The sequence below is a fragment of the Paracraurococcus lichenis genome, assembly GCF_030657435.1.
GTDB lineage: Bacteria > Pseudomonadota > Alphaproteobacteria > Acetobacterales > Acetobacteraceae > Paracraurococcus > Paracraurococcus lichenis.
Map to the genome: position 1 here is coordinate 118,656 of NZ_JAUTWS010000013.1, position 19,632 is coordinate 138,287.

General features: G+C 71.8%; 17 protein-coding genes. 7 read left to right on the top strand and 10 right to left on the bottom strand.

The window, feature by feature from the left end:
* Nucleotides 1–2: 2 nt before the first annotated feature.
* Nucleotides 3–950: an alpha/beta hydrolase gene (locus Q7A36_RS15515; protein ID WP_305104626.1), complete on the top strand. Its 948-nt coding sequence runs from the start codon at nt 3–5 to the stop codon at nt 948–950.
* Between the two features lie 3 nt (nt 951–953).
* Nucleotides 954–1,721 (top strand): glucose 1-dehydrogenase, encoded by a 768-nt coding sequence (locus tag Q7A36_RS15520; RefSeq protein WP_305104627.1) that lies wholly within the window; start codon nt 954–956, stop codon nt 1,719–1,721.
* Nucleotides 1,722–1,756: 35 nt separating this feature from the next.
* On the opposite strand, the gene Q7A36_RS15525 is transcribed toward Q7A36_RS15520, so the two are convergent.
* From Q7A36_RS15525 to Q7A36_RS15555, 7 genes are all read right to left on the bottom strand, one after another.
* A complete protein-coding gene (locus tag Q7A36_RS15525; RefSeq protein ID WP_305104628.1) occupies nt 1,757–2,968 on the bottom strand; it encodes an ABC transporter substrate-binding protein in 1,212 nt (403 codons plus the stop codon).
* A 118-nt stretch (nt 2,969–3,086) separates the two neighbouring features.
* Nucleotides 3,087–4,286: an ABC transporter substrate-binding protein gene (locus tag Q7A36_RS15530; protein WP_305104629.1), complete on the bottom strand. Its 1,200-nt coding sequence runs from the start codon at nt 4,284–4,286 to the stop codon at nt 3,087–3,089.
* Nucleotides 4,287–4,307: 21 nt separating this feature from the next.
* Nucleotides 4,308–5,516 carry an ABC transporter substrate-binding protein gene (locus Q7A36_RS15535; RefSeq protein ID WP_305104630.1) on the bottom strand — a complete coding sequence of 403 codons (1,209 nt, stop codon included), beginning with the start codon at nt 5,514–5,516 and terminating at the stop codon, nt 4,308–4,310.
* A 29-nt stretch (nt 5,517–5,545) separates the two neighbouring features.
* Nucleotides 5,546–6,562, bottom strand: coding sequence for a branched-chain amino acid ABC transporter permease (locus tag Q7A36_RS15540; protein WP_305104631.1), 1,017 nt, complete (start codon nt 6,560–6,562; stop codon nt 5,546–5,548).
* 7 nt (nt 6,563–6,569) lie between these two features.
* The gene (locus Q7A36_RS15545; protein WP_305104632.1) at nt 6,570–7,442 is read right to left on the bottom strand and encodes a branched-chain amino acid ABC transporter permease; all 873 of its coding nucleotides are present in this window, start codon (nt 7,440–7,442) and stop codon (nt 6,570–6,572) included.
* Nucleotides 7,443–7,446: 4 nt separating this feature from the next.
* Nucleotides 7,447–8,157, bottom strand: a complete 711-nt coding sequence (locus Q7A36_RS15550) for an ABC transporter ATP-binding protein (RefSeq protein ID WP_305104633.1) — start codon at nt 8,155–8,157, stop codon at nt 7,447–7,449.
* Nucleotides 8,141–8,923, bottom strand: a complete 783-nt coding sequence (locus tag Q7A36_RS15555; protein ID WP_305104634.1) for an ABC transporter ATP-binding protein — start codon at nt 8,921–8,923, stop codon at nt 8,141–8,143. Before Q7A36_RS15555 ends, Q7A36_RS15550 begins: the two co-directional genes overlap by 17 nt.
* 288 nt (nt 8,924–9,211) lie before the next feature.
* Between Q7A36_RS15555 and Q7A36_RS15560 the strand changes: the two genes are divergently transcribed.
* Nucleotides 9,212–11,497: a methyl-accepting chemotaxis protein gene (locus Q7A36_RS15560; protein ID WP_305104635.1), complete on the top strand. Its 2,286-nt coding sequence runs from the start codon at nt 9,212–9,214 to the stop codon at nt 11,495–11,497.
* Between the two features lie 36 nt (nt 11,498–11,533).
* Here the strand turns inward: Q7A36_RS15560 and Q7A36_RS15565 are convergent, their stop codons facing one another.
* Genes Q7A36_RS15565 through Q7A36_RS15575 form a run of 3 tightly spaced genes read right to left on the bottom strand, consistent with a single transcriptional unit; the run spans nt 11,534 to nt 14,424 of the window.
* The gene (locus Q7A36_RS15565) at nt 11,534–12,772 is read right to left on the bottom strand and encodes a CaiB/BaiF CoA transferase family protein (RefSeq protein WP_305104636.1); all 1,239 of its coding nucleotides are present in this window, start codon (nt 12,770–12,772) and stop codon (nt 11,534–11,536) included.
* 15 nt (nt 12,773–12,787) lie between these two features.
* Nucleotides 12,788–13,597, bottom strand: a complete 810-nt coding sequence (locus tag Q7A36_RS15570) for a CoA-transferase (RefSeq protein WP_305104637.1) — start codon at nt 13,595–13,597, stop codon at nt 12,788–12,790.
* On the bottom strand, nt 13,594–14,424 hold the full coding sequence (locus Q7A36_RS15575; protein ID WP_305104638.1) for a CoA transferase subunit A: 831 nt from the start codon (nt 14,422–14,424) through the stop codon (nt 13,594–13,596). The genes Q7A36_RS15570 and Q7A36_RS15575 overlap by 4 nt, the downstream gene beginning before the upstream one ends.
* A gap of 138 nt (nt 14,425–14,562) precedes the next feature.
* Between Q7A36_RS15575 and Q7A36_RS15580 the strand changes: the two genes are divergently transcribed.
* From Q7A36_RS15580 to Q7A36_RS15595, 4 genes are all read left to right on the top strand, one after another.
* Nucleotides 14,563–15,621, top strand: a complete 1,059-nt coding sequence (locus tag Q7A36_RS15580; RefSeq protein WP_305104639.1) for a Bug family tripartite tricarboxylate transporter substrate binding protein — start codon at nt 14,563–14,565, stop codon at nt 15,619–15,621.
* A 122-nt stretch (nt 15,622–15,743) separates the two neighbouring features.
* Complete coding sequence (locus Q7A36_RS15585; protein WP_305104640.1) at nt 15,744–16,307, top strand: GNAT family N-acetyltransferase; 564 nt, start codon at nt 15,744–15,746, stop codon at nt 16,305–16,307.
* 30 nt (nt 16,308–16,337) lie between these two features.
* Entirely contained in the window at nt 16,338–18,281 is a 1,944-nt protein-coding gene (locus Q7A36_RS15590) for an alpha/beta hydrolase domain-containing protein (RefSeq protein WP_305104641.1), read from the top strand.
* Between the two features lie 111 nt (nt 18,282–18,392).
* The gene (locus tag Q7A36_RS15595) at nt 18,393–19,610 is read left to right on the top strand and encodes an acyl-CoA dehydrogenase family protein (RefSeq protein WP_305104642.1); all 1,218 of its coding nucleotides are present in this window, start codon (nt 18,393–18,395) and stop codon (nt 19,608–19,610) included.
* Nucleotides 19,611–19,632 lie beyond the last annotated feature (22 nt).

The following is a 19,632-nucleotide window of genomic DNA, read 5'->3' on the forward strand; positions in this document are numbered from 1 at the left end:
CCATGCCGATCGATCCCGGCGCCGTCGCCGTCCTGAACCTGATCAAGGAGCTCGGCCGGCCGCCGCTGCACCTGCTGAGCCCGCCCGAGGCGCGCGAGGCGAGCGCCAAGTCGCGCGCCGTACTCGGCGCCGAGCCGGAGGAGGTGGCCGAGGTCGAGGACCTGACCTGCCCCGGCCCACGCGGCCCCATCCCGCTGCGGCGCTACCGCGGCGCCGGCACCAAGGTCGGGGAGGCGCTGCCCTGCCTGCTCTACCTGCATGGCGGCGGCTGGGTGATCGGCGACCTCGACAGCCATGACGCGCCCTGCCGCCTCCTCGCCAATGCGGCGCGCTGCAGCGTGGTCGCGGTGGATTACCGGATGGCGCCGGAATATGTGTATCCGGCGGCGGTGGAGGATTGCGCCGCGGCGCTGCGCTTCGTCGCCGAGAATGCCGGTGCGCTGCGCCTCGACCCCAGCCGCATCGCGGTGGGCGGCGACAGCGCCGGCGGCAACCTGGCCGCCGTCCTGGCGATCATGTCGCGCGACGGGGCACTCCCGAAAGTTGGCTTCCAGCTACTGCTCTATCCCGCCACCGACATGGCGGGGGAGCGCCCGGCCTATGAGCGCTTCACCGAAGGCCTGATCCTGACCGACAAGACCATGCGCTGGTTCATCAACCACTACACCCCGGACCCGGCACGGCGGGTGGAGTGGCAGGCGAGCCCGCTCAGGGTGCCGAGCCTGCAGGGCGTGGCCAGCGCCTATGTCATGACCGCCGGCTACGACCCGCTGGTGGACGAAGGGATCGAGTTCGCGCGAAGGCTCGAGGCGGATGGCGTGCGCGTGACGCATGTCCATATGTCCGACCAGATCCATGCCTTTCTCACCATGGGCAAGTTCATCCCGGCCGCCGACCTGGCGCTGCGGCAGGCGGCGCTCGCGCTCGCCCACCATTTCGCGGGGGGCTGAGCGGTGGCGGGACTTCTGGAGGGCAAGGCGGCGCTGGTCACCGGCGCCGCCTCCGGCATCGGGCGTGCCACGGCGCTGGCCTTCGCGCGGGAGGGCGCCTGGGTGGCGGCGGCGGACCGCAACCTCGACGCCGCGAAGGCGACCGTCCGCGCCATCGAGGATGCCGGCGGCGAGGCGGTCGCCATCGCCTGCGACGTGACCGAGGACGCGCAGGTGGCGGCCATGGTCGCGGCGACGGTCGAGGCCTTCGGCAGCCTCGACTGCGCCTTCAACAATGCCGGCGTCGCGCCCTACCAGCTCAACTCGGCGGGCGTGCCGGCGGCGGATCTCGAGGAGGCGGCCTGGCTCGGCCTGATCGAGGTGAACCTGCACGGCGTCTGGCGCTGCCTGCGGCACGAGGTGCAGCAGATGCGCAAGCAAGGCGGCGGCGCCATCGTCAATACCGCCAGCATCCTGGGGCTGGTCGGCGGCGGCGGCGCCGCGGCCTATGTCGCCAGCAAGCACGCGGTGGTCGGGCTGACCAAGGCGGCGGCGATCGACCATGCCGCGGAGAACATCCGGGTGAACGCGGTCTGCCCCGGCTATATCGAGACGCCGATGACCGAGGACACCATGCGCCGGCGCGGCGAGACCATCATCGCGCGCGTGCCGCTGGCGCGCATGGGCAAGGCGGAGGAGATCGCCGAGGCCGTGGTCTGGATGTGCTCCGATCGCGCCGGCTTCGTCACCGGGTCCTGCTGGCAGGTGGACGGGGGCTATACCGCCCGCTGAGGGGGAGGCGCGGGGCCGGAACCCCGCGCCGCGGTTCACACATTGGCGCCTTCGATGACGCCGCCGAAGCGCTGCCAGGTCTGGCCGGTCCAGCGCTGCAACTGCATCTGCCGGATCGGATGGAAATTGGTCGCGGAGGTCGCGACCTTGATCCCCGGGATCAGCGTGGCCGGCACGAAGTCGTGGATATCGGCCACCTGCTTCATGATGTTATCGCGGGCAAAATTGCCGCGGCACTTCTCCAGCACATGCATCAGCGTCTGGGCGATGCCATAGGCGAAAGGATAGCTGCCGTCCTTCATGTCGCCGTTCGGGATGTAGCGGCGCATGAAGTCCCGCCACTCGTTCATGCCCTTGTCCTCGTCCCAGGCCGGGTCGGTCGGGTCCTTCAGATAGGCCGAGGTGATGATGCCCACGCCCTTCTCCGGCCCGGCCGGCTCCATCACCGTGCCGACGCTGATGGAGACGTTCGTCAGGTAGTGGAAGGCCGGGCGCCAGCCCACGTCGAAGACGCGGCGCACGGTCTGGGCGGCGAATTTCGGCGTGGTCGCCGTCACCATCACGTCGCATCCCGCCTGCTGCAGGGTGACGACCTGGCTGTCGATGGTCGGGTCCGTCGCCTCGTGGCTGACGGCGCGGACCATCTGGTCGTAGCGGGCGCCCAGGACGTCCTTGACGCCGTTGACATAGTCCTTGCCGAAGTCGTCGTTCTGGAAAAGCAGCCCGATCTTCGCGTTCGGCCGCTGCTCCAGCAGGTGCTTCATGTAGATCTGCGCCTCGGTCCGGTAGCTGGGCTGCCAGCCGATGGTCCAGGGCGTGTCCTGGTAGTTGCCCCACTTGTCGGCGCCGGTCGAGAGGAAGATGTGCGGCACCTTGCGCTGGTTCATGTAGCGCAGGATGGCGCTGTTCGAGGCCGTGCCGAGCTGGTTGAAGGTGAAGGCGACCTTGTCCTGCTCCACCAGCCGGCGCGTCTGCTCCACCGTCTTGGGCGGGCTGTAGCCGTCGTCATAGGTGATGAAGTTGATCTTCCGACCGGCGATGCCGCCCTGGTCGTTGATCATCCTGAAGAAGGCCTCGTGCGAGCGGCCGATCGAGCCATAGGCGCTGGCCGGCCCGCTATAGGGCATGGTGTTGCCGATGCGGAGCTCGGTCGCGGTCACGCCGGGCGTCTCCTGCGCCCGGGCGAGGGAGGGCGCCGCCAGCGTGGCGGCGCCGGCGGCAAGCAGGTGGCGGCGGGTGAGGATCATTCCTGTCTCCCTGTCGTTGCTGTCCGTTCGTGGGGAAAGACGAGGCTCGGGGAGAAGGCATTCTCCCCAAGCCCCGCTTCTGTTTCTGTGCGCCGGTGCTCGCGCCGCGACGTCTCGGTCAGGCATCGGCCCCTTCGATGAGGCCGCCGAAGCGGACCCAGGAGGCGCCATCCCAGCGCTGCAACTGCATCCTCTGGATCGGCCGGTAGTCCTGCGGGCCGGTGTCTAGGGTGATCCCCGGCAGCAGCACCGGGATCGCCACGTTCCTGAGATTCGCCGCCTGGCGCATGATGTTCTCGCGCGAGAAGTTGCCGTCGCATTGCGTCAGCAATTGCCGCAGCGTGCGCCCCAGCGCATAGCCATAGACCGTATTGGCATCGTGCAGGTCGCCCTCGGGCATCCACTGCTTCATGAAGGCGCGGTACTCGTTCATGCCTGGGTCGTCGCGCCAGGCGGCGTCGCCCTGCTCCTTCAGGTAGCCCGAGGTGATGATGCCGACGCCCTTCTCCACGCCCGCCGGCTGCATGACCGCGCCGACCGAGAGGGAGACATTCGTCAGGTAGCGCTGTGCCTGCCAGCCGATGTCGAAGGTCTTGCGGATCGCCTGCGCCGCGGCCTTGGGGCCGAGGGCGATCATCAGCACATCGGCCCCGGTTCCCTGCAGCGAGAGGATCTGGCTGTCCGGCGTCGGGTCGGTGATCTCGAAGCTCGCGGTCTTGACCGTCGCGTCGAAGCGCTCGGCGCCGATCACGTCGCGCATGCCGGCGATGTAGTCCTTCCCGAAATCGTCGTTCTGGTAGACGATCGCCAGCCGGAAGTCGCGGCGCTCGGCCAGCAGGTGCTTGGCGTAGATCTGCGCCTCGGTCCGGTAGCTGGGCTGCCAGCCCATGGTCCAGGGGAACTCCTTCCAGTTCCCCCATTTGTCGGCCCCGGTGGCGACGAAAAGCTGCGGCACCTTGCGCTGGTTGCAGTAGCGCTGGATCGCGCTGTTCGTCGGGGTGCCGAGCGGGTTGAAGAGGAAGGCGACGCGGTCCTGCTCCACCAGCCGCCTCGCCTGCTCGACCGTCTTCGGCGGGCTGAAGCCGTCGTCATAGGTGACGAAGTTGAGCTTCCGCCCGCCGAAGCTCGTCGTCTCGTTTAGCATGCGGATGAAGGCCTGCTCGGTGCGGCCGATGACGCCATAGGCGCTGTTCGGGCCGCTATAGGGCATGGTGTTGCCGATTTTCAGCTCGGTCGCGGTGACGCCGGGCAGGTCCTCCGCGCGTGCCACCGCCGGCGCGGCCAGTGCCGCCGCCAGCCATCCCCGTCGTCCGAGCATCAGGCTTCCTCTCCCCTTGGGCTAGACGTTCGCGCCCTCGATGACGCTGCCGAAGCGCACCCAGCCGCGGCCGTCCCAGCGCTGCAACTGCATCTGCCGGATCGGGTGGTAGTTGTCCGGGTTGGTGCTGACGGTCACGCCGGGCAGCAGCGTCGGCAGGGCGAGCGGCCGCAGGCTGGTCGCCTGCTTCAGGATGTTCTCGCGCGAGAGGTCGTTGCCGCATTGCCGCAGCACCTGCAGCAGCGTCAGCCCGGCGCCATAGGCATAGGTGTAGTTGTTGTCGCCGAGCTCGCCATCCGGGATGTAGCGCGCCATGAAGTCGCGCCATTCCTTCATGCCGGGGTCGTCGGCCCAGGAGGGATCGGACTGGTCCTTGCGGTAGTCGGAGGTGATGAGGCCGACCGCCTTCTCCTTCCCCGCCGGCTCGATGACGACGGCGCCGGAGACGGAGACGTTCGACATGAACATCAGGGGACGCCAGCCCAGGTCGAAGACCCGGCGGATGGCCTGGGAGGCGAATTTCGGGATGATGCCGCAGACCAGCGCGTCGCAGCCCGCCGCCTGCAGGGAGACGACCTGGCTGTCGATGGTCGCATCCGTCGCCTCGTGCGAGGCGGTCTTCACCATGGCGTCGAAGCGTGCGCCCAGCACGTCCTTCACGCCGTTCACGTAGTCCTTGCCGAAGTCGTCGTTCTGATGGAGCAGGCCGATCCTCGCATTCGGCTTCTGCTCCAGGATGTGCTTGGCGTAGATCTGCGCCTCGGTCCGGTAGCTCGGCTGCCAGCCGATGGTCCAGGGATAGGCCTTCGGATCGGCCCATTTGTCGGCGCCGGTCGCGAGGAACAGGTGCGGCACCTTGCGCTGGTTGGCGTAGCGCTGGATGGCGCTGTTGGTGGGGGTGCCCAGGTTGTTGAAGAGGAAGGCGACCCGTTCCTGCTCCACCAGCTTGCGCGCCTGCTCCAGCGTGCGCGGCGGCTGGTAGCCGTCGTCATTGACCAGGAAGGTGACCTGCCGCCCGTTGATCCCGCCCTGCTCGTTCAGCCGCCTGAAGACCGCGGTCAGGCATTTCGGGATCAGGGAATAGGCGGAGGCGGGGCCGGAGAGCGCATAGGTGGTGCCGATGCGGATCTCGGTGGCGGTGACGCCGGGGCTCTCCTGCGCCCGGGCGAGGCCGGGCAGGGCGAGGGCCGCGGCGGCCCCGCCGAGGACAGAGCGGCGCGTCGTGGTCATGCAGGCACTCCCGGTCTTGATTCGTTATCTCAGCCGCGCCCGCGCAGCCGCCCGGCGATCCGCCGCAGCAGCCCCGCGAAGCCGTCCGGCAGCAGGAAGAGGAAGAGGATGAGGATGACGCCGTAGATCACGCCCGGCGCCGCCTTGCTGATCGCCTCCGCGATGTTCGGGACGAAGAGCACGAAGAGACCGCCGAAGAGCGAGCCGAGGATGGAGGCGACGCCGCCCACCACCATGCCGACGAAGAGCGTGATGGAGACGCCGAAGCTGAAGCTGTCGGGCGCCACGAACTCGACCGCGACGGCGGAGAGCGAGCCGGCGATGCCGGTGATGATGGCGCTGACCGCGAAGGCCCGGGTCTTGAGGGAGGCGATGTCCATCCCCATCGCCTCGGCGGCCGTCGGGTGGTCGCGGGTGGCGATCAGGGCGCGGCCGATGCGGCTGCGGATGAGGTTCCAGGCCAGCAGGAAGCAGACCCCCGCCACGATGACCGTGACCACGTACATCCATTGGTCGGCGGTCAGCGGGATGCCGGCCGGCGCATCCGGCTTGACCAGGAAGAGGCCCTGCACGCCGCCGGTCCAGTCCTCGATCGACTTGTGCTTGAGGATCTGCGGGACGGCCACCGCGAGGGAGAAGGTGGTCAGCGCGAGGTAATGGCCCGCGAGGCGCAGCGCCGGGAAGCCGACGCCGTAGCCGATGATCCCGCAGACCACGGCCGAGACCGGCAGCGTCGCCCAGAAGGACCAGTCGAGATGCGACATCAGGATGGCGGTGCAATAGGCCCCGACCGCGAAGAAGGCGCCGTGGCCCAGGCTGATCTGGCCGTTGTAGCCCGAGACGATGTTGAGGCCGAGCACGGCGAGCGCCATGATGACGGCCATGGTGAGCTGGAAGAGGTGGAAGCTCTCCAGCACGAAGATGGGCGCGATGGCGATGGCGAGGCCGCCCAGGACCAGCAGCGCGCGCTGCCAGGCGGGCGTCGCGGCCGGGGCGGCGATCTCCTCGAGCCGGATGTCGGCGGGAAGGCCCTTGCTGGCGCTCATGCTATCCTCACACCCGGCTGAAGACGACGCGGCCGAAGAGGCCGGAGGGACGCACCACCAGCACGCCGATGATGATGGCGAGCGCGACCGTCAGCTTGAGCTCCGTGCCGACGACATAGGCGCCGGCCAGGTTCTCCAGCACGCCGACGGTGAAGCCGCCCAGCACCGCGCCCGCCGGGTTGTCGATGCCGCCCAGCAGCGCGCCGGCGAAGGCGTAGAGCAGGATGCCGAGCATCATGGTGGGGTCGAGGAAGACCACCGGCGCCACCATCATCCCCGCCACCGCGCCGATGGCGGCGGCGAGCCCCCAGCCCAGCGCCAGCATCCAGCCGACGCGGATGCCGACGAGGCGCGAGGAACGCGGGTTGTAGGCCGCGGCGCGCATCGCCAGCCCCAGCTTGGTGAAGCGGAAGAAGGCCCAGACCAGCGTCAGCACGACCAGCGTCACCACCGTGCTGCCGAGCTCATGCGCCGAGACGAGGCCGCCGAGGAGCGGCTGGTCGCTGCTGAAGGGCGAGGGGAAGACCTTGGTCGTGTAGCCGAAGATCCAGCCCGTGGCATTGCCGACGATCAGCAGCAGGCCGATGAAGACGCCGACGAGCGTCAGCACCGGCGCATTCGCCACCGGCCGGATCAGGATGCGCTCCACCACGACGCCGATCGCGAAGGAGACGGCGATGGTCGCGAAGAAGGCGACCCAATAGGGCAGGCCCGCCTGGATCATGCTCCAGGCGATGAAGGTGGAGAGGGTCGCCATCTCCCCTTGTGCGAAGTTCACGTGGTGCGTCGCCTGGTAGATCATGACGATCGCCAGCGCGACGGAGGCATAGATGCCGCCCGTCGCAATGCCGGCGACGATCTGGTGCGCCAATCCATCCATCGGGTCAGTACCCCAGATAGGAGCGTCGGACCGCATCGTCCTGCCGGATCTCGGCGGCGATGCCCGACATGACGATGTTGCCGGTCTCCAGCAGATAGGCGAGATCGGCGAGCTCGAGCGCGAGGTTGGCGTTCTGCTCGACCAGCAGGATGCCGACGCCGCTCTCGGCGCGGATGCGCCGCATGATGCCGAAGATCTCCTGCACGATCAGCGGCGCGAGGCCGAAGCTCGGCTCGTCGAGCAGCAGCAACTTGGGCCGCAGCAGCAGGGCGCGGGCGATGGCCAGCATCTGCTGCTCGCCGCCCGAGAGCGTGCCGGCCTGCTGCTTCCAGCGCTGCTTCAGGCGCGGGAACCACTCGCACATGCGGTCGAAATCGGCCTGCACCTGCCGGTCGTTCCGGACATAGGCGCCGAGGCGGAAATTCTCCTCCACGGTGAGTTCCATGAAGGTGCCGCGGCCGTCCGGCACATGCGCGATGCCGCGCCGGACGATGTCCTCCGTCGCGCGGCCGTGCAGCCGCTCGCCCTGGAAGGCGATCTCGCCTTCCGTCCGGACCATGCCGCAGATGGCGCGCAGCGTCGTGGTCTTGCCCGCGCCATTGGCGCCGAGGAGGGCGGTGACGCCGCCCTCATCCACCCGGAAGTCGAGGCCGTGCAGCACATGCGTCGGCCCGTAGCCGGCCTTCAGGCCCTTGGCCTCAAGCAGCGCGGGCATGGTCGTCCCCGCCGCCGAGATAGGCCCGGATCACCTCCGGGTCGTTGCGCACGTCATAGGGCGTGCCGTCCGCGATCTTCTTGCCGAAGTCGAGCACCGCCACCTTGTCGGAGACGCGCATCACCAGGGACATGTGATGCTCGACCAGCAGGATGGCGAGCTGGAAGTTGCGCCGGATCCCGGTCAGCAGCTCCGCCAGCTCGTCCACCTCCCCGTGGTTGAGCCCGCCGGCCGGCTCATCGAGGAGCAGTAGCTTCGGGCGGCTGATCAGGGCGCGCGCCATCTCGACGCGCTTCTGCCAGCCGAAGGGCAGGGCGGCGACCGGTGCGTCGGCCACGCGCTCCAGGTCCAGCAGCGCCAGCAGCTCGCGCGCGCGGGCCTCGGCCTCGGCGGCCTCGCGCCGCACCTGCGGCAGGCCGAGGGCACTGGCGAGGAAGCCGCTGTGTCCCGCGGCATGCGCGCCGGCCAGCACGTTCTCCCGCACCGTCATGCTGCGGAACAGCGCCAGGTTCTGGAAGGTGCGGCCGATGCCGAGCCCGGTCATGCGGTGCCGCGGCAGGCCGGTGATCTCCTGCCCGGCGAAGACGATCCGGCCGCTGTTCGGGCGGTAGATGCCGCTGATGCAGTTGAAGGTGGTGGTCTTGCCGGCGCCGTTCGGGCCGATCAATCCGCAGATCTGGCGCTCCTCGACCTCGAAGGAGACGCCGGCGACGGCGGTGACGCCGCCGAAGCGGATGACGATGTCCTGGACCTCGAGCAGGGCCATGCGCCGCCGCTCAGCCCCGAGTGCCGCGCCGGGGCGCGGGGATGCGATTCGGTTCGGGGCGCCGGGGCGCCCCGCGACGGCAGTGCATGCAGCCTCCCTGTGCCTTGGCCTGGGCCCGTTCCGGGTCACCGGCGGCATTCGTTCCTGGACGGGCGGCATTAGAACGGCCCGGCGCCCGGGGCGCAAGCCGGGAAACCCGCGGATACACGGGGCCGCGCCGGGCGCTTCATCGCATCTTCACCACCGGGCGGCATGCTCGGGGCAATGCGCCGCAGCGGATCGCCAGGCATGCAAAGGGGCTTCTGGACTTTCGGAATTCGGACCTTCGCCACCGGGCTGCAGGGCCGCCTCATCCTCCTTGCCCTGGTTCCCGCCCTCATCGCGGTGATGCTGGCCAGTGCCGCCGGCATCGTCTCCAGCCGCGGGATGCGCGACGGCACGCTGGCGGAGGCGCTGGCGGGTGCCGTGCTGCGGGCCGACTGGGCGCTCCGCGATGCCGAGGCGCGGATGCACGCGACGGCCGCAGCCCTGGCCGGGCGCCCGGACCTGGCCGCTTCCCTGGCGGAGGGGCCGCCCGACGCGTTGCGGTCGGTGATGGCCGAGGCCTTCCGCACCCAGCGCGGCATCGATAGCCGCCTTGCGGTGCTCGAGGCGACGGACGCGGCCGGCCGCGTCCTGTTCCGGGCGCACAATCCCGGGGCGGCGGGCGACGACAAGTCGCAGGTCGCCGATGTGCGGCTCGCGCTCGGCGGCAGCCCGGCGCTCGGCGTCGTCGTCTCCCCCAGTTCCGGCGAGCTGGCGATCGGCGCGGTGCTGCCGGTGGAGCGGCAGGGGCGGCTGGTCGGCACCGTGAAGGCGGCGGCGCGGCTGAACGACGCGACGGCGCGCCAGGTCGCCAGCCTGACGGGCGGGGAGGCGATCCTGTTCGGCGCCGGCCGCTTGGCCGCCTCCACCCTGCCGGACCTCGATGCCGGGGCGCTGCTGGCCGCGCTGCGGGACGCGCCCGGGCCGGTGCGGATCGAGTTGGCGGGGCAGGGCGCCTATCTGGCGCGGGGCATGCCGATCCGGGATGTCACGGGTCAGGCCTCCGGCCTGCTCGTCCTCGCCATGCCGCTCGCCGGCTGGCAGGCCGCCGAGCGCGCCAGCCTCTTCTGGATCGGCGGTGCCGGGCTGCTGGTCCTGCTCGGGGCGCTGCCGGCCGCGCTGCTCGCCGCCTCCCGCCTGGCGCGCAGCCTGGCCGGCATGGCGGCGGCGATGCGGCGCCTGGCGGCGGGCGAGACGGGGATCGCCATCCCCGGCCATGGCCGGCGGGACGAGCTGGGCGCCATGGCCGCGGCGCTCGAGCAATTCCGCGACAGCCTCGAGGCGAAGGCGCGGCTGGAGGCCGCGGCGGCGGTCGAGCGTGGGGCGCGCGAACGCCGGGCGGCGGCGATGGAGCGGCACACCGCGGCCTTCGGCCGCTCCGTCGCCGGCGTCATGGCCGCGCTCGGCCAGTCCGCCGCCGGCATGCAGGCGGCGGCGCAGGGCATGGCCGAGAGCGCCCGGCAGACCGAGGGGCGCGCCACCGCGACGGCCGGGGAAGCGGATACCGCCGCCGCCAACCTGTCCACCGTCGCCTCCGCCGCCGAGGAACTGACGGCGAGCGTCGCCGAGATCAGCCGGCAGGTGGCCCAGGCGGCGCAGGTGGCGCGCGACGCGGTGGCGGCGGCGAAGGCCACGGATGCGCGCATGCAGGCGCTGAGCGGCGGCGCGGAGCGGATCACCGGCGTGGTGCGGCTGATCGGCGAGATCGCCGGCCAGACGAACCTCCTGGCGCTGAACGCGACCATCGAGGCGGCGCGGGCCGGCGAGATGGGCAAGGGCTTCGCCGTGGTGGCGGGCGAGGTGAAGCAGCTTGCCGCCCAGACCGCCAAGGCGACCGGGGAAGTGGCCGCCCAGATCAGCGGCATGCGCGAGGCGACCGCGGAGGCGACCACGGCCATGCAGGCGGTGACGGATGCGATCGGCCGGATGGACGAGGTGGCGGCGGCGATCGCCGCGGCGGTCGAGGAACAGGGCGCCGCGACGCGGGAGATCAACCTGCGGGTCCAGGCCGTCTCCGCCACCACCACGGTCGTGGCGGGCGCCATGCAGGATTTGTCGGAGGTCGCGCGGCAATCGGGCACGGCCAGCGGCCAGGTGCTGGAAGCGGCGCAGGCGGTGGGCGCCCAGGCGACCACGCTGAACGCCGAGGTGGACGGCTTCATCGAAGTGCTGCGCAGCGACGACGGCGAGCGGCGGCGCACCCCGCGCCAGGCGGTGCCGGGGCAGCGGAAGGCGCTGCTGCGGCTGCCGGACGGGCGGGAGGTCGAGGCCATCCTGCGCGACGTCTCGGCGGGCGGCATGGGCCTCGCCTGCGCCTCGCCGCCGCCTGCCGGCACGGCCCTGCACGTCGTGCTGCCCGGCGCCGGTGCACCGGTCGCGGCCTCCATCGCCTGGGCCGCGGAGGGCAGGCTCGGCCTGGCCTTCGCCGAACCGGCCCGCGCCGCGCGGGAGGTGGAGGCGCTGCTGCGCCGGCCAGGGCAGGCGGCCTGACCGGGCGGTTGCCCCCGCCGTCCGCCTGCCGCGGGGCTACTTCCGCCGCTGCTCCACCAGCACGCCGCTGGCCCGCAGCGCCTTCAACTCCTCGGCCGAGAAGCCGCGGGAGGCCAGCACCTCCTCCGTATGCTCGGCGAAGCGCGGCGGCGCGGCGCGGGTGCCGCCCGGGGTGCGGGAGAGCTTGATGGGCGTGCCGAGGCCGCGGTAGCCGCCAAGCTCCGTCACCATCGCGCGGTGCGCGGTGTGCTCGGCCGCCATGGCCTCGTCCACATGCAGCACCGGGCCGGCGGGCAGGCCGGCGGCCAGCATGCGGCGCGTCAGGTCATGGCCATCCTCCTCGGCGAAGCGCGCTTCGAGGAGTGCCGTCAGCGCGTCCCGGTTCGTCACACGCGCCCCATTGGTGGCGAAGCGCGGGTCCTGCGCGACCTCGGGCATGCCGAGGAAGTCGCAGAATTTCCGGAAGGCCGGGTCGTTGCCGGCGGCGACGAAGATCTCGCAGGTCCGGGTGCGGAACTTGGAATAGGGCGCGAGATTGGGATGCGGGTTCCCCGTCGCCTTCGGCCGCTTGCCGCTGAGGAAGTAGTTCGCGGCATGCGGGTGCAGCAGCGCCATGCCGCAGTCATGCAGCGTCATGTCGACGTACTGGCCGAGGCCGCTCTTCTCCCGCTCCTGCAGCGCCATCAGGATGCCGATGGCGGAGAAGAGGCCGGTGGCGATGTCGACGATCGGGTTGCCGAGGCGGGTCGGGCCGCTGTCGCCGGTGCCGTTGATGGACATCAGCCCGGTCATGGCCTGCAGCACGGCGTCGTAGCCCGGGAAGCCGCCGAGCGGGCCGGTCGCGCCGAAGCCGGAGACGCGGCAATGCACCAGGCGCGGGAAGCGCGCCTTCAGCACCTGCTCGTAGCCGAGGCCCCATTTCTCCATGCTGCCGGGCTTGAAATTCTCGACCAGCACGTCGGCGCCCTCGAGCAGGCGCAGCAGCACCTCCTTGCCCTCGGGCTTCGACAGGTCGAGGCCGACGGAGCGCTTGTTGCGGTTGACGCCCACGAAGTAGCTGGCGTCACCGGCCTCGTCGAAGGGCGGGCCCCAGTCGCGCACCTCGTCGCCCTGCGGCGGCTCCAGCTTGATCACCTCGGCGCCGTGGTCGGAGAGGACCATGGTGCAATAGGGGCCGCCGAGCACGCGGGTGAGGTCGATGACGCGCAGGCCCGCGAGGGCGCCGGCGGAGCGCGCGAGGCCCTTGCCTTCGGTGGTCGGGAGGGCGTCGGTCATGCGGCGGCTTTCCTCTTATACGGCGGCAGGCTGGGTCTGGCCGGCGCGCCCGGCATCGCGGGCCGGGCCGGCGCCTCGGTCGGCGGACCGCCCGAACACGCGGGCGCAGAACTCCGGATAGGTCTCGAGCATCTCGTCGCAGACCGGGCCGCGCAGCAGCGCCAGTTCCTCCGGCGTCGGGTCGGGCGTCTGCGGCACCTCGGCCGGCACGTCGAAGTCGAAGCCGGTCGCGGCGCGGATGCTTGCCACCGTCTCGCCGGGATGGACGCTCAGCAGCGAGAAGCGCGCCCGGTCCGGGTGGAAGCGGAAGACGCATTTGCCGGTGACCAGCGCCTGGGCATGGCCGCGGCGGAAGACGCCCGGCTCGTTCACGCCACTGGCAGAAATATTGTCGACGCGCTCGACCAGCACGCGGGGCGAGTGCTCCTCCCGGAACAGGATGGTGCGATGCGCCATCATGTACATGAAGGCCGAGCCGAAGGATCCGGGGAAGCGCACGCCACGCCCCGGCCATTCGCCGGTGCCGACCAGGTTCAGGTTGGCCTGGCCGTCGATCTGCCCGCCGCCGAGGAAGAACAGGTCGATCCGCCCCTGTCCCGTCAGGTCGAAGAGTTCCCGCGTGCCCTCGGTGAAGGGATTGCCGCTGCGCCGGTGCAGCAGGGAGAGCCGCACCGGCCTGCCCTGCTTGCGGACCAGCCAGCAGGCGGCGGCCGGGATGGGGGAGGCGGCGCCGACCGCGATGTGGCGGGCCGGCGGGGCATCGGGGGCCAGGATCAGCCGCGCCAGGGCGGCGGCCAGGCGTTCCTCAAGCTTCACGTCGCTCATTCGGCGGCCGCGGCCCTCTGCTCGAAGACCTCGCGCGCCAGCCATGCGGCGAAGCCGGCCTCGGTCTTCGCCATGCGGGCATAGTCGCTGACATAGGCCGCGTCGAAGCCGTATTCGTCGAGCAGCGCGACGGGATGCGCGCCGCGCTCGGCGATGGCGATGTCGGTGACGTAGGTCGCGTTGATCACCCCGGGGGCCAGGCGCTCGTCCTCGAGGAAATTGCCGGGCACCACCCGTTCCACCGTCACCAGCGCGCGCTTCGATGCATGCGCGATGGTCGCGCATTCGCGCCGGCGGCCGAGCCAGACATTCCCTTCCTCATCCGCCATGACGGCGTGGAAGATGGCGACATCCGGCTGCAGCGCGGGCAGCAGCACGATCGGGTCCTCGCCCGCCTCGGCATAGGGGTTCGGGATCACCTTCCAGTCCGGCCGGTGCCGCAGGATGTCGCTGCCGATCAGCCCGCGCAGCGGCATGAAGGGCACGCCCTTCTCGGCCGCCTGCAGCATGGTGTGGACGGCGGGGCAGGTGCAGTCGCGCACCACCAGCGTCCCGGCCTTCACGGCGGCCGAGAAGCGCGGGGCGAAGCCGGCCTCGCCGAGGGAGACGGCGCTGGTCTCGATCTCGGCGACGCAGCCGGCGCCGATCAGCATGTCGGCGGCGAAGCCCGCCACCGGCACGCCGAGCAGCCTGAGGCCGCGGGCGCCGCGCCGCACCAACGCCTTGGCCAGCGCGACGGAGGGCAGGGAATTGTCGGGCGGCAGGGCGATGAGGGCGCCATCGGGCACGCTCGCGGCCATCGCCTCCAGGCTGATCGGGGTGGTCATAGGCTTTCCTCCGGGCGCCGGACCTTAGCAGGCCCCGCCGGGATGGAAACCGCCGGCCGGCTCATCACGATGCTGGAAAAAGCCGGCCGGCTTGGACATCCTGTGCGGCAAGCAAGCCGAAAGGCCAGGGAGGGCGGAATGGACGGGAAGGGGATAGGGCGCCGCACGGCGCTCGCGGGACTGGCGGTGCTGGGCGGCGCCGCGGCAGCGGGGCGGGCGCTGGCCCAGGGGGCAGGGCAGGGAACGGGGCAGGGGACGGGCCAGGGGACAAGCCAGGCTGCGCCGCAAGCCACGGGACCCTGGCCGAACCGGCCCGTCACCATCGTCGTGCCCTGGCCGCCGGGTGGCTCCACCGACACGGTGGTGCGCGTCATCGCCCCCCGCCTCGCGCAGGAACTCGGCCAGCCCGTGCTGGTGGACAACCGCGGCGGCGCCTCCGGCACCGTCGGGCATCTCGCGGTCGCCCGGGCGCGGCCGGACGGCTACACCCTGCTGGTCGGCACCAACAGCACCTACGCCATGGCGCCGCACCTGATGGACATCCCCTATGAGCACGAGAAGGCCTTCGCGCCGCTCGGCCTCGTCGCCTTCAACGTGCTCTATCTCTGCGTGCACCCCTCGGTGCCCGCGCGGACGCTGCCGGAGCTGATCGCGCTGGCCAGGGCGCAGCCGGGCAAGCTGACCTATGCCTCGGCCGGGTCCGGCTCCTCCTTCCATCTCGCGATGGAGATGCTGCTGTTCCAGACCAAGGCGGACATCCTGCACGTCCCCTACAAGGGCGGCGCGCCGGCGACCCAGGCGCTGGTGGCCGGCGAGGTGCAGATCTCCTGCCTCGATGCCGTCTCCGGCCTGCCCTTCGTCCGCTCGGGCGATGTGCGGGTCCTCGCCGTCACCGGCGACCAGCGCACGCCGCTGCTGCCGCAGGTCCCGACGGTCGCGGAGGCGCTGGGCCTGCCCGGCTTCCGCACCACCACCGACTTCGCGATGTTCGCGCCGGCCGGCACGCCCGACGACATCCTGAAGCGGCTGCACCGGGCCAACCTCGCTACGGTGCGGGCGCCTGACGTGAAGGGCCGCATCGCCGAACTCGGCATGGAGACGGTGGAAGACACGCCGGAGGGCTTCGCCGCCTACTACAGGCGGGAGCTCGAGATGTGGGGCGCTATCGTGCGGGAGAAGGGCATCCGCGCGGGGTAGGGCCGGCGACGACCGGGCGGGGCCTGCGGCACGATCGAGCGGAGGGACGGGACGTTCGGGCCGGACTCGCCGCGTGCCGAAGGGTGTGGCGGCCGGCGGGCCGGGCATGCGAGACAGCGCGCATGCCCGCGCCCATGACGCTGCACGGCCCGCGCCTCGTCCTCCGCCCCTGGCGGCCGGCGGATGCCGGGCCGCTCGCCGCCATCAACACCGACCCGGAGGCGATGCGCCATTTCGCCTCGCCCATGTCGCCCGCGGAGAGCGATGCCTGGATGGCGCGGCTGCAGGCGCATATCGAGGCGCATGGCTGGGGCTTCTGGTGCGTCGAGCGGCGCGCGGCGCCGGGCTGCATCGGCGCGGTCGGGCTGCTGCATGTCGCCTTCGAGGCGCCCTTCACCCCGGCCGTCGAGATCGGCTGGCGCATCGCGCCTGCGCAGCAGCGCCAGGGCTTCGCCGAGGAGGCGGCGCGGCTGGCGCTCGCGGCCGGCTTCGGCCCGATCGGCCTCGCCGAGGTCGTCGCCTTCACCCGCGTCGCGAACGAGCCCTCCTGGCGGCTGATGCGGAAGCTCGGCATGGCCCGCGGCGAGGATTTCGAGCATCCGCGCCTGCCGGAGGGGCATCCGGCCCGGCCGCATATCCTCCATCGCCTGATGCGCGCGGACTGGGTGGCGCAACGCCTGGGCTGAGATAGGCTGCGGCGCAGGAGGATACCGTCCATGCGCCATGCCATCCCCGGCCTGCTGGCCGCCGGGCTGCTCGCCGTCGCGCCCGCGCACGCCGAGGTCACCCGGTTCGAGCTGCAGGGCGCCCCGGCGCCCGCCTTCGGCGGCCAGGAATTCGGCCCGGGCGGCCGCTACGAGCGAATCGCGGCCAGGGCGACCATCGCCCTCGACCCCACCGACCCGCGCAACGCCATCATCGCCGATATCGCCCTCGCGCCACGGAATGCCGAAGGGCGCGTGGAGGCGGTGGCCGAGGTGGTCATCCTCCGCCCGGCCGAAGCGCAACGCGGCAACGGCACCCTGCTGCTGGAGGTGCCGAACCGCGGCCGCGAGATCATCGGCCAGCTCATGAACGACCTGCCCGGCGCGAATGGGCTGGCCAAGGGCACCGATCCCGGCAACGGCCACCTCATGCGCCAGGGCTATACGCTGGTCTGGGTCGGCTGGCAGGCGGATATCGCGCCGGGGCAGGGGATGCGGCTGGCGGCGCCCGTCGTGCCGGGCGTCACCGGCCCGTCGCGGGAGGAGTTCCTCTTCGACCACACGCGCAGCCCGGTCACCATGCCGCTGACCTACCCCGCCGCGACGACCGAGGGCGCGACCCTGACCGTCCGCGCCCGCGCCGAGGATGCGCGACAGACGCCTGCGGGCCTCTCCTTCCGCTTCCTCGACCCGATGCGGGTCGAGATCACCCGGCCCGCCGGCTTCGATGCCGGCGCGCTGTATGAGCTGATCTACACGGCGAAGGACCCCGTTGTGCAGGGCATGGCCTTCGCCGCGGTGCGCGACGTCGCTACCTTCCTGCGGCGGGAGAAGGGGCCGCAGAACCCCCTCGCCGCCGGGCAGCGCGGCACGGTGGACCAGGCGATCCTGACCGGCATCTCGCAATCCGGCCGCTTCGTGCGGGACTACCTCCATCTCGGCTTCAACGAGGACGAGGCGGGCCGCCGGGTCTTCGAGGCCATGCTGCCGCATATCCCCGGCACGCGGCGGACCTTCACCAATGCCCGCTTCGCCCAGCCCGGCCGCAACCCGACGCCGCATGCCGACCGGCTCTACCCGGCGGACCAGTTCCCCTTCACCTATGCGGCGACGGAGGACCACCTGACCGGGCGGCGCGACGGCCTCATGCTCCGCTGCCGCGCGACCAATACCTGCCCGCGCATCATGCAGACGGACAGCGAGTACGAGTTCTGGGGCGCCCGCGCCTCCCTGCTGGTCACCGACACGCGGGGCAATCACATCGACCTGCCGCCCGATGTCCGGGCTTACATGATGACCGGGCACCCGCATTTCGCCGCGGCGCAGGCCGTCGCCGAGAGGATCGACCGCTGCACCCTGCCGGTAAACCCGCTGCAGGCCGGCGCGCCGATGCGGGCGCTGCTCGCGGCGCTGGAGGCCTGGCTTCGCGAGGGTGTGGAGCCGCCGGCCAGCCGCTACCCGACCCGCGCCGCGGGCACGCTGGTGCCGGCCGCCGGCCTCTACGCCAACCTGCCCTTCCTCGGGTACCGGGCCGAGGTCGGGCCGGCGCAATTGGTGGACAGCACGGCGATGCCGCCCGTGGTGAAGGGCGAGTACACGGTGCTGGTGCCGCGGGTGGATGCGGACGGCAACGCCATCGGCGGCGTCCGCGGCCCGGTCATCGAGGTGCCGAAGGCCACCTATACCGGCTGGAACCCGCGGGCCGAGGGCTTCGCCCCCGGCGCGCTCTGCTACAACACCGGCGCGGTGGTGCCCTTCGCCGCGACGCGCGCCGGGCGCCAGACCGACGACCCGCGCCCGGCGCTCGAGGCGCGCTACCCGACGCCGACAGCCTATGCCGAGGCGGTGAAGGCCGCCGCCGCCCGGCTGGTCGCGGAACGGCTGCTGCTGCCGGAGGACGCTGCGGCGATCGCCCGGGCTGCCGAGGCCGATACCCTCGCCCGCCTGCGGCGCTGACCGGGCGCCGTCGCTCCGCCCCGCCGCACTTCCGTTTTGGTCGGGCGACCGACTTGACTGGGCCGGGGCGCCTGCTAGCCTCCCGGCAAATACCCCAGGGAGGTCCAAGCCATGGCCGCAGCCGAACTCGGCGCCGTGCAGATCGAGCGCCCGGTGGCGCTCTCGGGCGCCGACCCGGTCGCCCGCGCCCGCGCCCTGGTCCCGCTGCTCGAGGCCAGCAGCCCCGCGATCGAGGCGGCCAAGGAACTGACCCCCGAGATCCGCGACGCCCTCTTCGACAACGGCCTGCTCCGCCTGCTGCTGCCGCGCGAGATCGGCGGCCTCGACATCGCCCTGCCCGACTTCGCCGAGGTCTGCGAGGCGATCGCCATCGGCGATGCCAGCGCCGCCTGGGGCGTCTGCCAGGGCAATGTCTCCGCCATGAGCTCCGCCGCCTATCTGGCGCCCGAGGTGGTGCAGGCGCTGTTCGGCGACCGCCGGGCCGCGCTCGCCTGGGGCGCCCGGCACAACCGCGCAAGGGCGGTGGTCGTCCCCGGCGGCTACCGTGTCACCGGCACCTGGGACTTCGCGAGTGGCAACCGCCACTGCACGCTGCTCGGCGCCCATATGCCCGTGGTCCATCCGGACGGCTCGCCGCGCCTCTCGCCCGAGGGCAAGCCGGAGGACGTGACGGTGCTCTTCCCGCGCGACCAGGCCAAGGTCACGCCGGAATGGAATTCCCTCGGCCTGCGCGGCACCGGCAGCGACATCTACGAGGTCGAGGACCTCTTTATCCCGGATGCGCATGCCTGCATCCGCGACCGCTTCGAGCTGCGCCGCGACCGCCGGCCCATCACCGCCATCACGTCCCATCTCTGCTACGCCACCGGCTTCTCGGCGACCGCCCTCGGCGTCGCCCGCGGGCTGCTGGACCGCTATGTCGCGCTCGCCCGCGGCAAGACCGCGCGCGCCGGGGCGCAGCCCATGGCGGAGAACCACGGCGTGCAGTCGGAGATCGCGCAGCTCGAGGCCAGCCTGCGCGGCGGCCGGATGTACCTACTGGGCACGGCGCGGGAGGTCTGGGCGGAGGCCGCGGCGAAGGGCACGCTCTCCATGGACAGCCGCATCGCGCTGCGCCTGGCGACGACGACGGTCATGCGCAGCGCGACCGACGTCTCCATCGCCTGCTACCGCGCCGGCGGCACCACGGCGGTGCTGGAGTCGAACGAGTTCGAGCGGCGCTTCCGCGACGCCATGAGCGTCTCCCAGCACCTGCAGGCGACGCCCTGGCACCTGGAGACGGTAGGGCGCTGGCTGCTCGGCAGCGACCAGAAGCCCGCCTTCGTCTGAGGGCCAGGTGAAATCTGCGCAA

Bases quoted from the DNA above. Each gene is read 5' to 3' on its own strand.
- Q7A36_RS15515 (WP_305104626.1), top strand. From the start codon at position 3: ATGCCGATCGATCCCGGCGCCGTCGCCGTCCTGAACCTGATCAAGGAG.
- Q7A36_RS15525 (WP_305104628.1), bottom strand. From the start codon at position 2,968: ATGATCCTCACCCGCCGCCACCTGCTTGCCGCCGGCGCCGCCACGCTG.
- Q7A36_RS15530 (WP_305104629.1), bottom strand. From the start codon at position 4,286: ATGCTCGGACGACGGGGATGGCTGGCGGCGGCACTGGCCGCGCCGGCG.
- Q7A36_RS15535 (WP_305104630.1), bottom strand. From the start codon at position 5,516: ATGACCACGACGCGCCGCTCTGTCCTCGGCGGGGCCGCCGCGGCCCTC.
- Q7A36_RS15540 (WP_305104631.1), bottom strand. From the start codon at position 6,562: ATGAGCGCCAGCAAGGGCCTTCCCGCCGACATCCGGCTCGAGGAGATC.
- Q7A36_RS15545 (WP_305104632.1), bottom strand. From the start codon at position 7,442: ATGGATGGATTGGCGCACCAGATCGTCGCCGGCATTGCGACGGGCGGC.
- Q7A36_RS15550 (WP_305104633.1), bottom strand. From the start codon at position 8,157: ATGCCCGCGCTGCTTGAGGCCAAGGGCCTGAAGGCCGGCTACGGGCCG.
- Q7A36_RS15555 (WP_305104634.1), bottom strand. From the start codon at position 8,923: ATGGCCCTGCTCGAGGTCCAGGACATCGTCATCCGCTTCGGCGGCGTC.
- Q7A36_RS15560 (WP_305104635.1), top strand. From the start codon at position 9,212: ATGCAAAGGGGCTTCTGGACTTTCGGAATTCGGACCTTCGCCACCGGG.
- Q7A36_RS15565 (WP_305104636.1), bottom strand. From the start codon at position 12,772: ATGACCGACGCCCTCCCGACCACCGAAGGCAAGGGCCTCGCGCGCTCC.
- Q7A36_RS15570 (WP_305104637.1), bottom strand. From the start codon at position 13,597: ATGAGCGACGTGAAGCTTGAGGAACGCCTGGCCGCCGCCCTGGCGCGG.
- Q7A36_RS15575 (WP_305104638.1), bottom strand. From the start codon at position 14,424: ATGACCACCCCGATCAGCCTGGAGGCGATGGCCGCGAGCGTGCCCGAT.
- Q7A36_RS15580 (WP_305104639.1), top strand. From the start codon at position 14,563: ATGGACGGGAAGGGGATAGGGCGCCGCACGGCGCTCGCGGGACTGGCG.
- Q7A36_RS15585 (WP_305104640.1), top strand. From the start codon at position 15,744: ATGCCCGCGCCCATGACGCTGCACGGCCCGCGCCTCGTCCTCCGCCCC.
- Q7A36_RS15590 (WP_305104641.1), top strand. From the start codon at position 16,338: ATGCGCCATGCCATCCCCGGCCTGCTGGCCGCCGGGCTGCTCGCCGTC.
- Q7A36_RS15595 (WP_305104642.1), top strand. From the start codon at position 18,393: ATGGCCGCAGCCGAACTCGGCGCCGTGCAGATCGAGCGCCCGGTGGCG.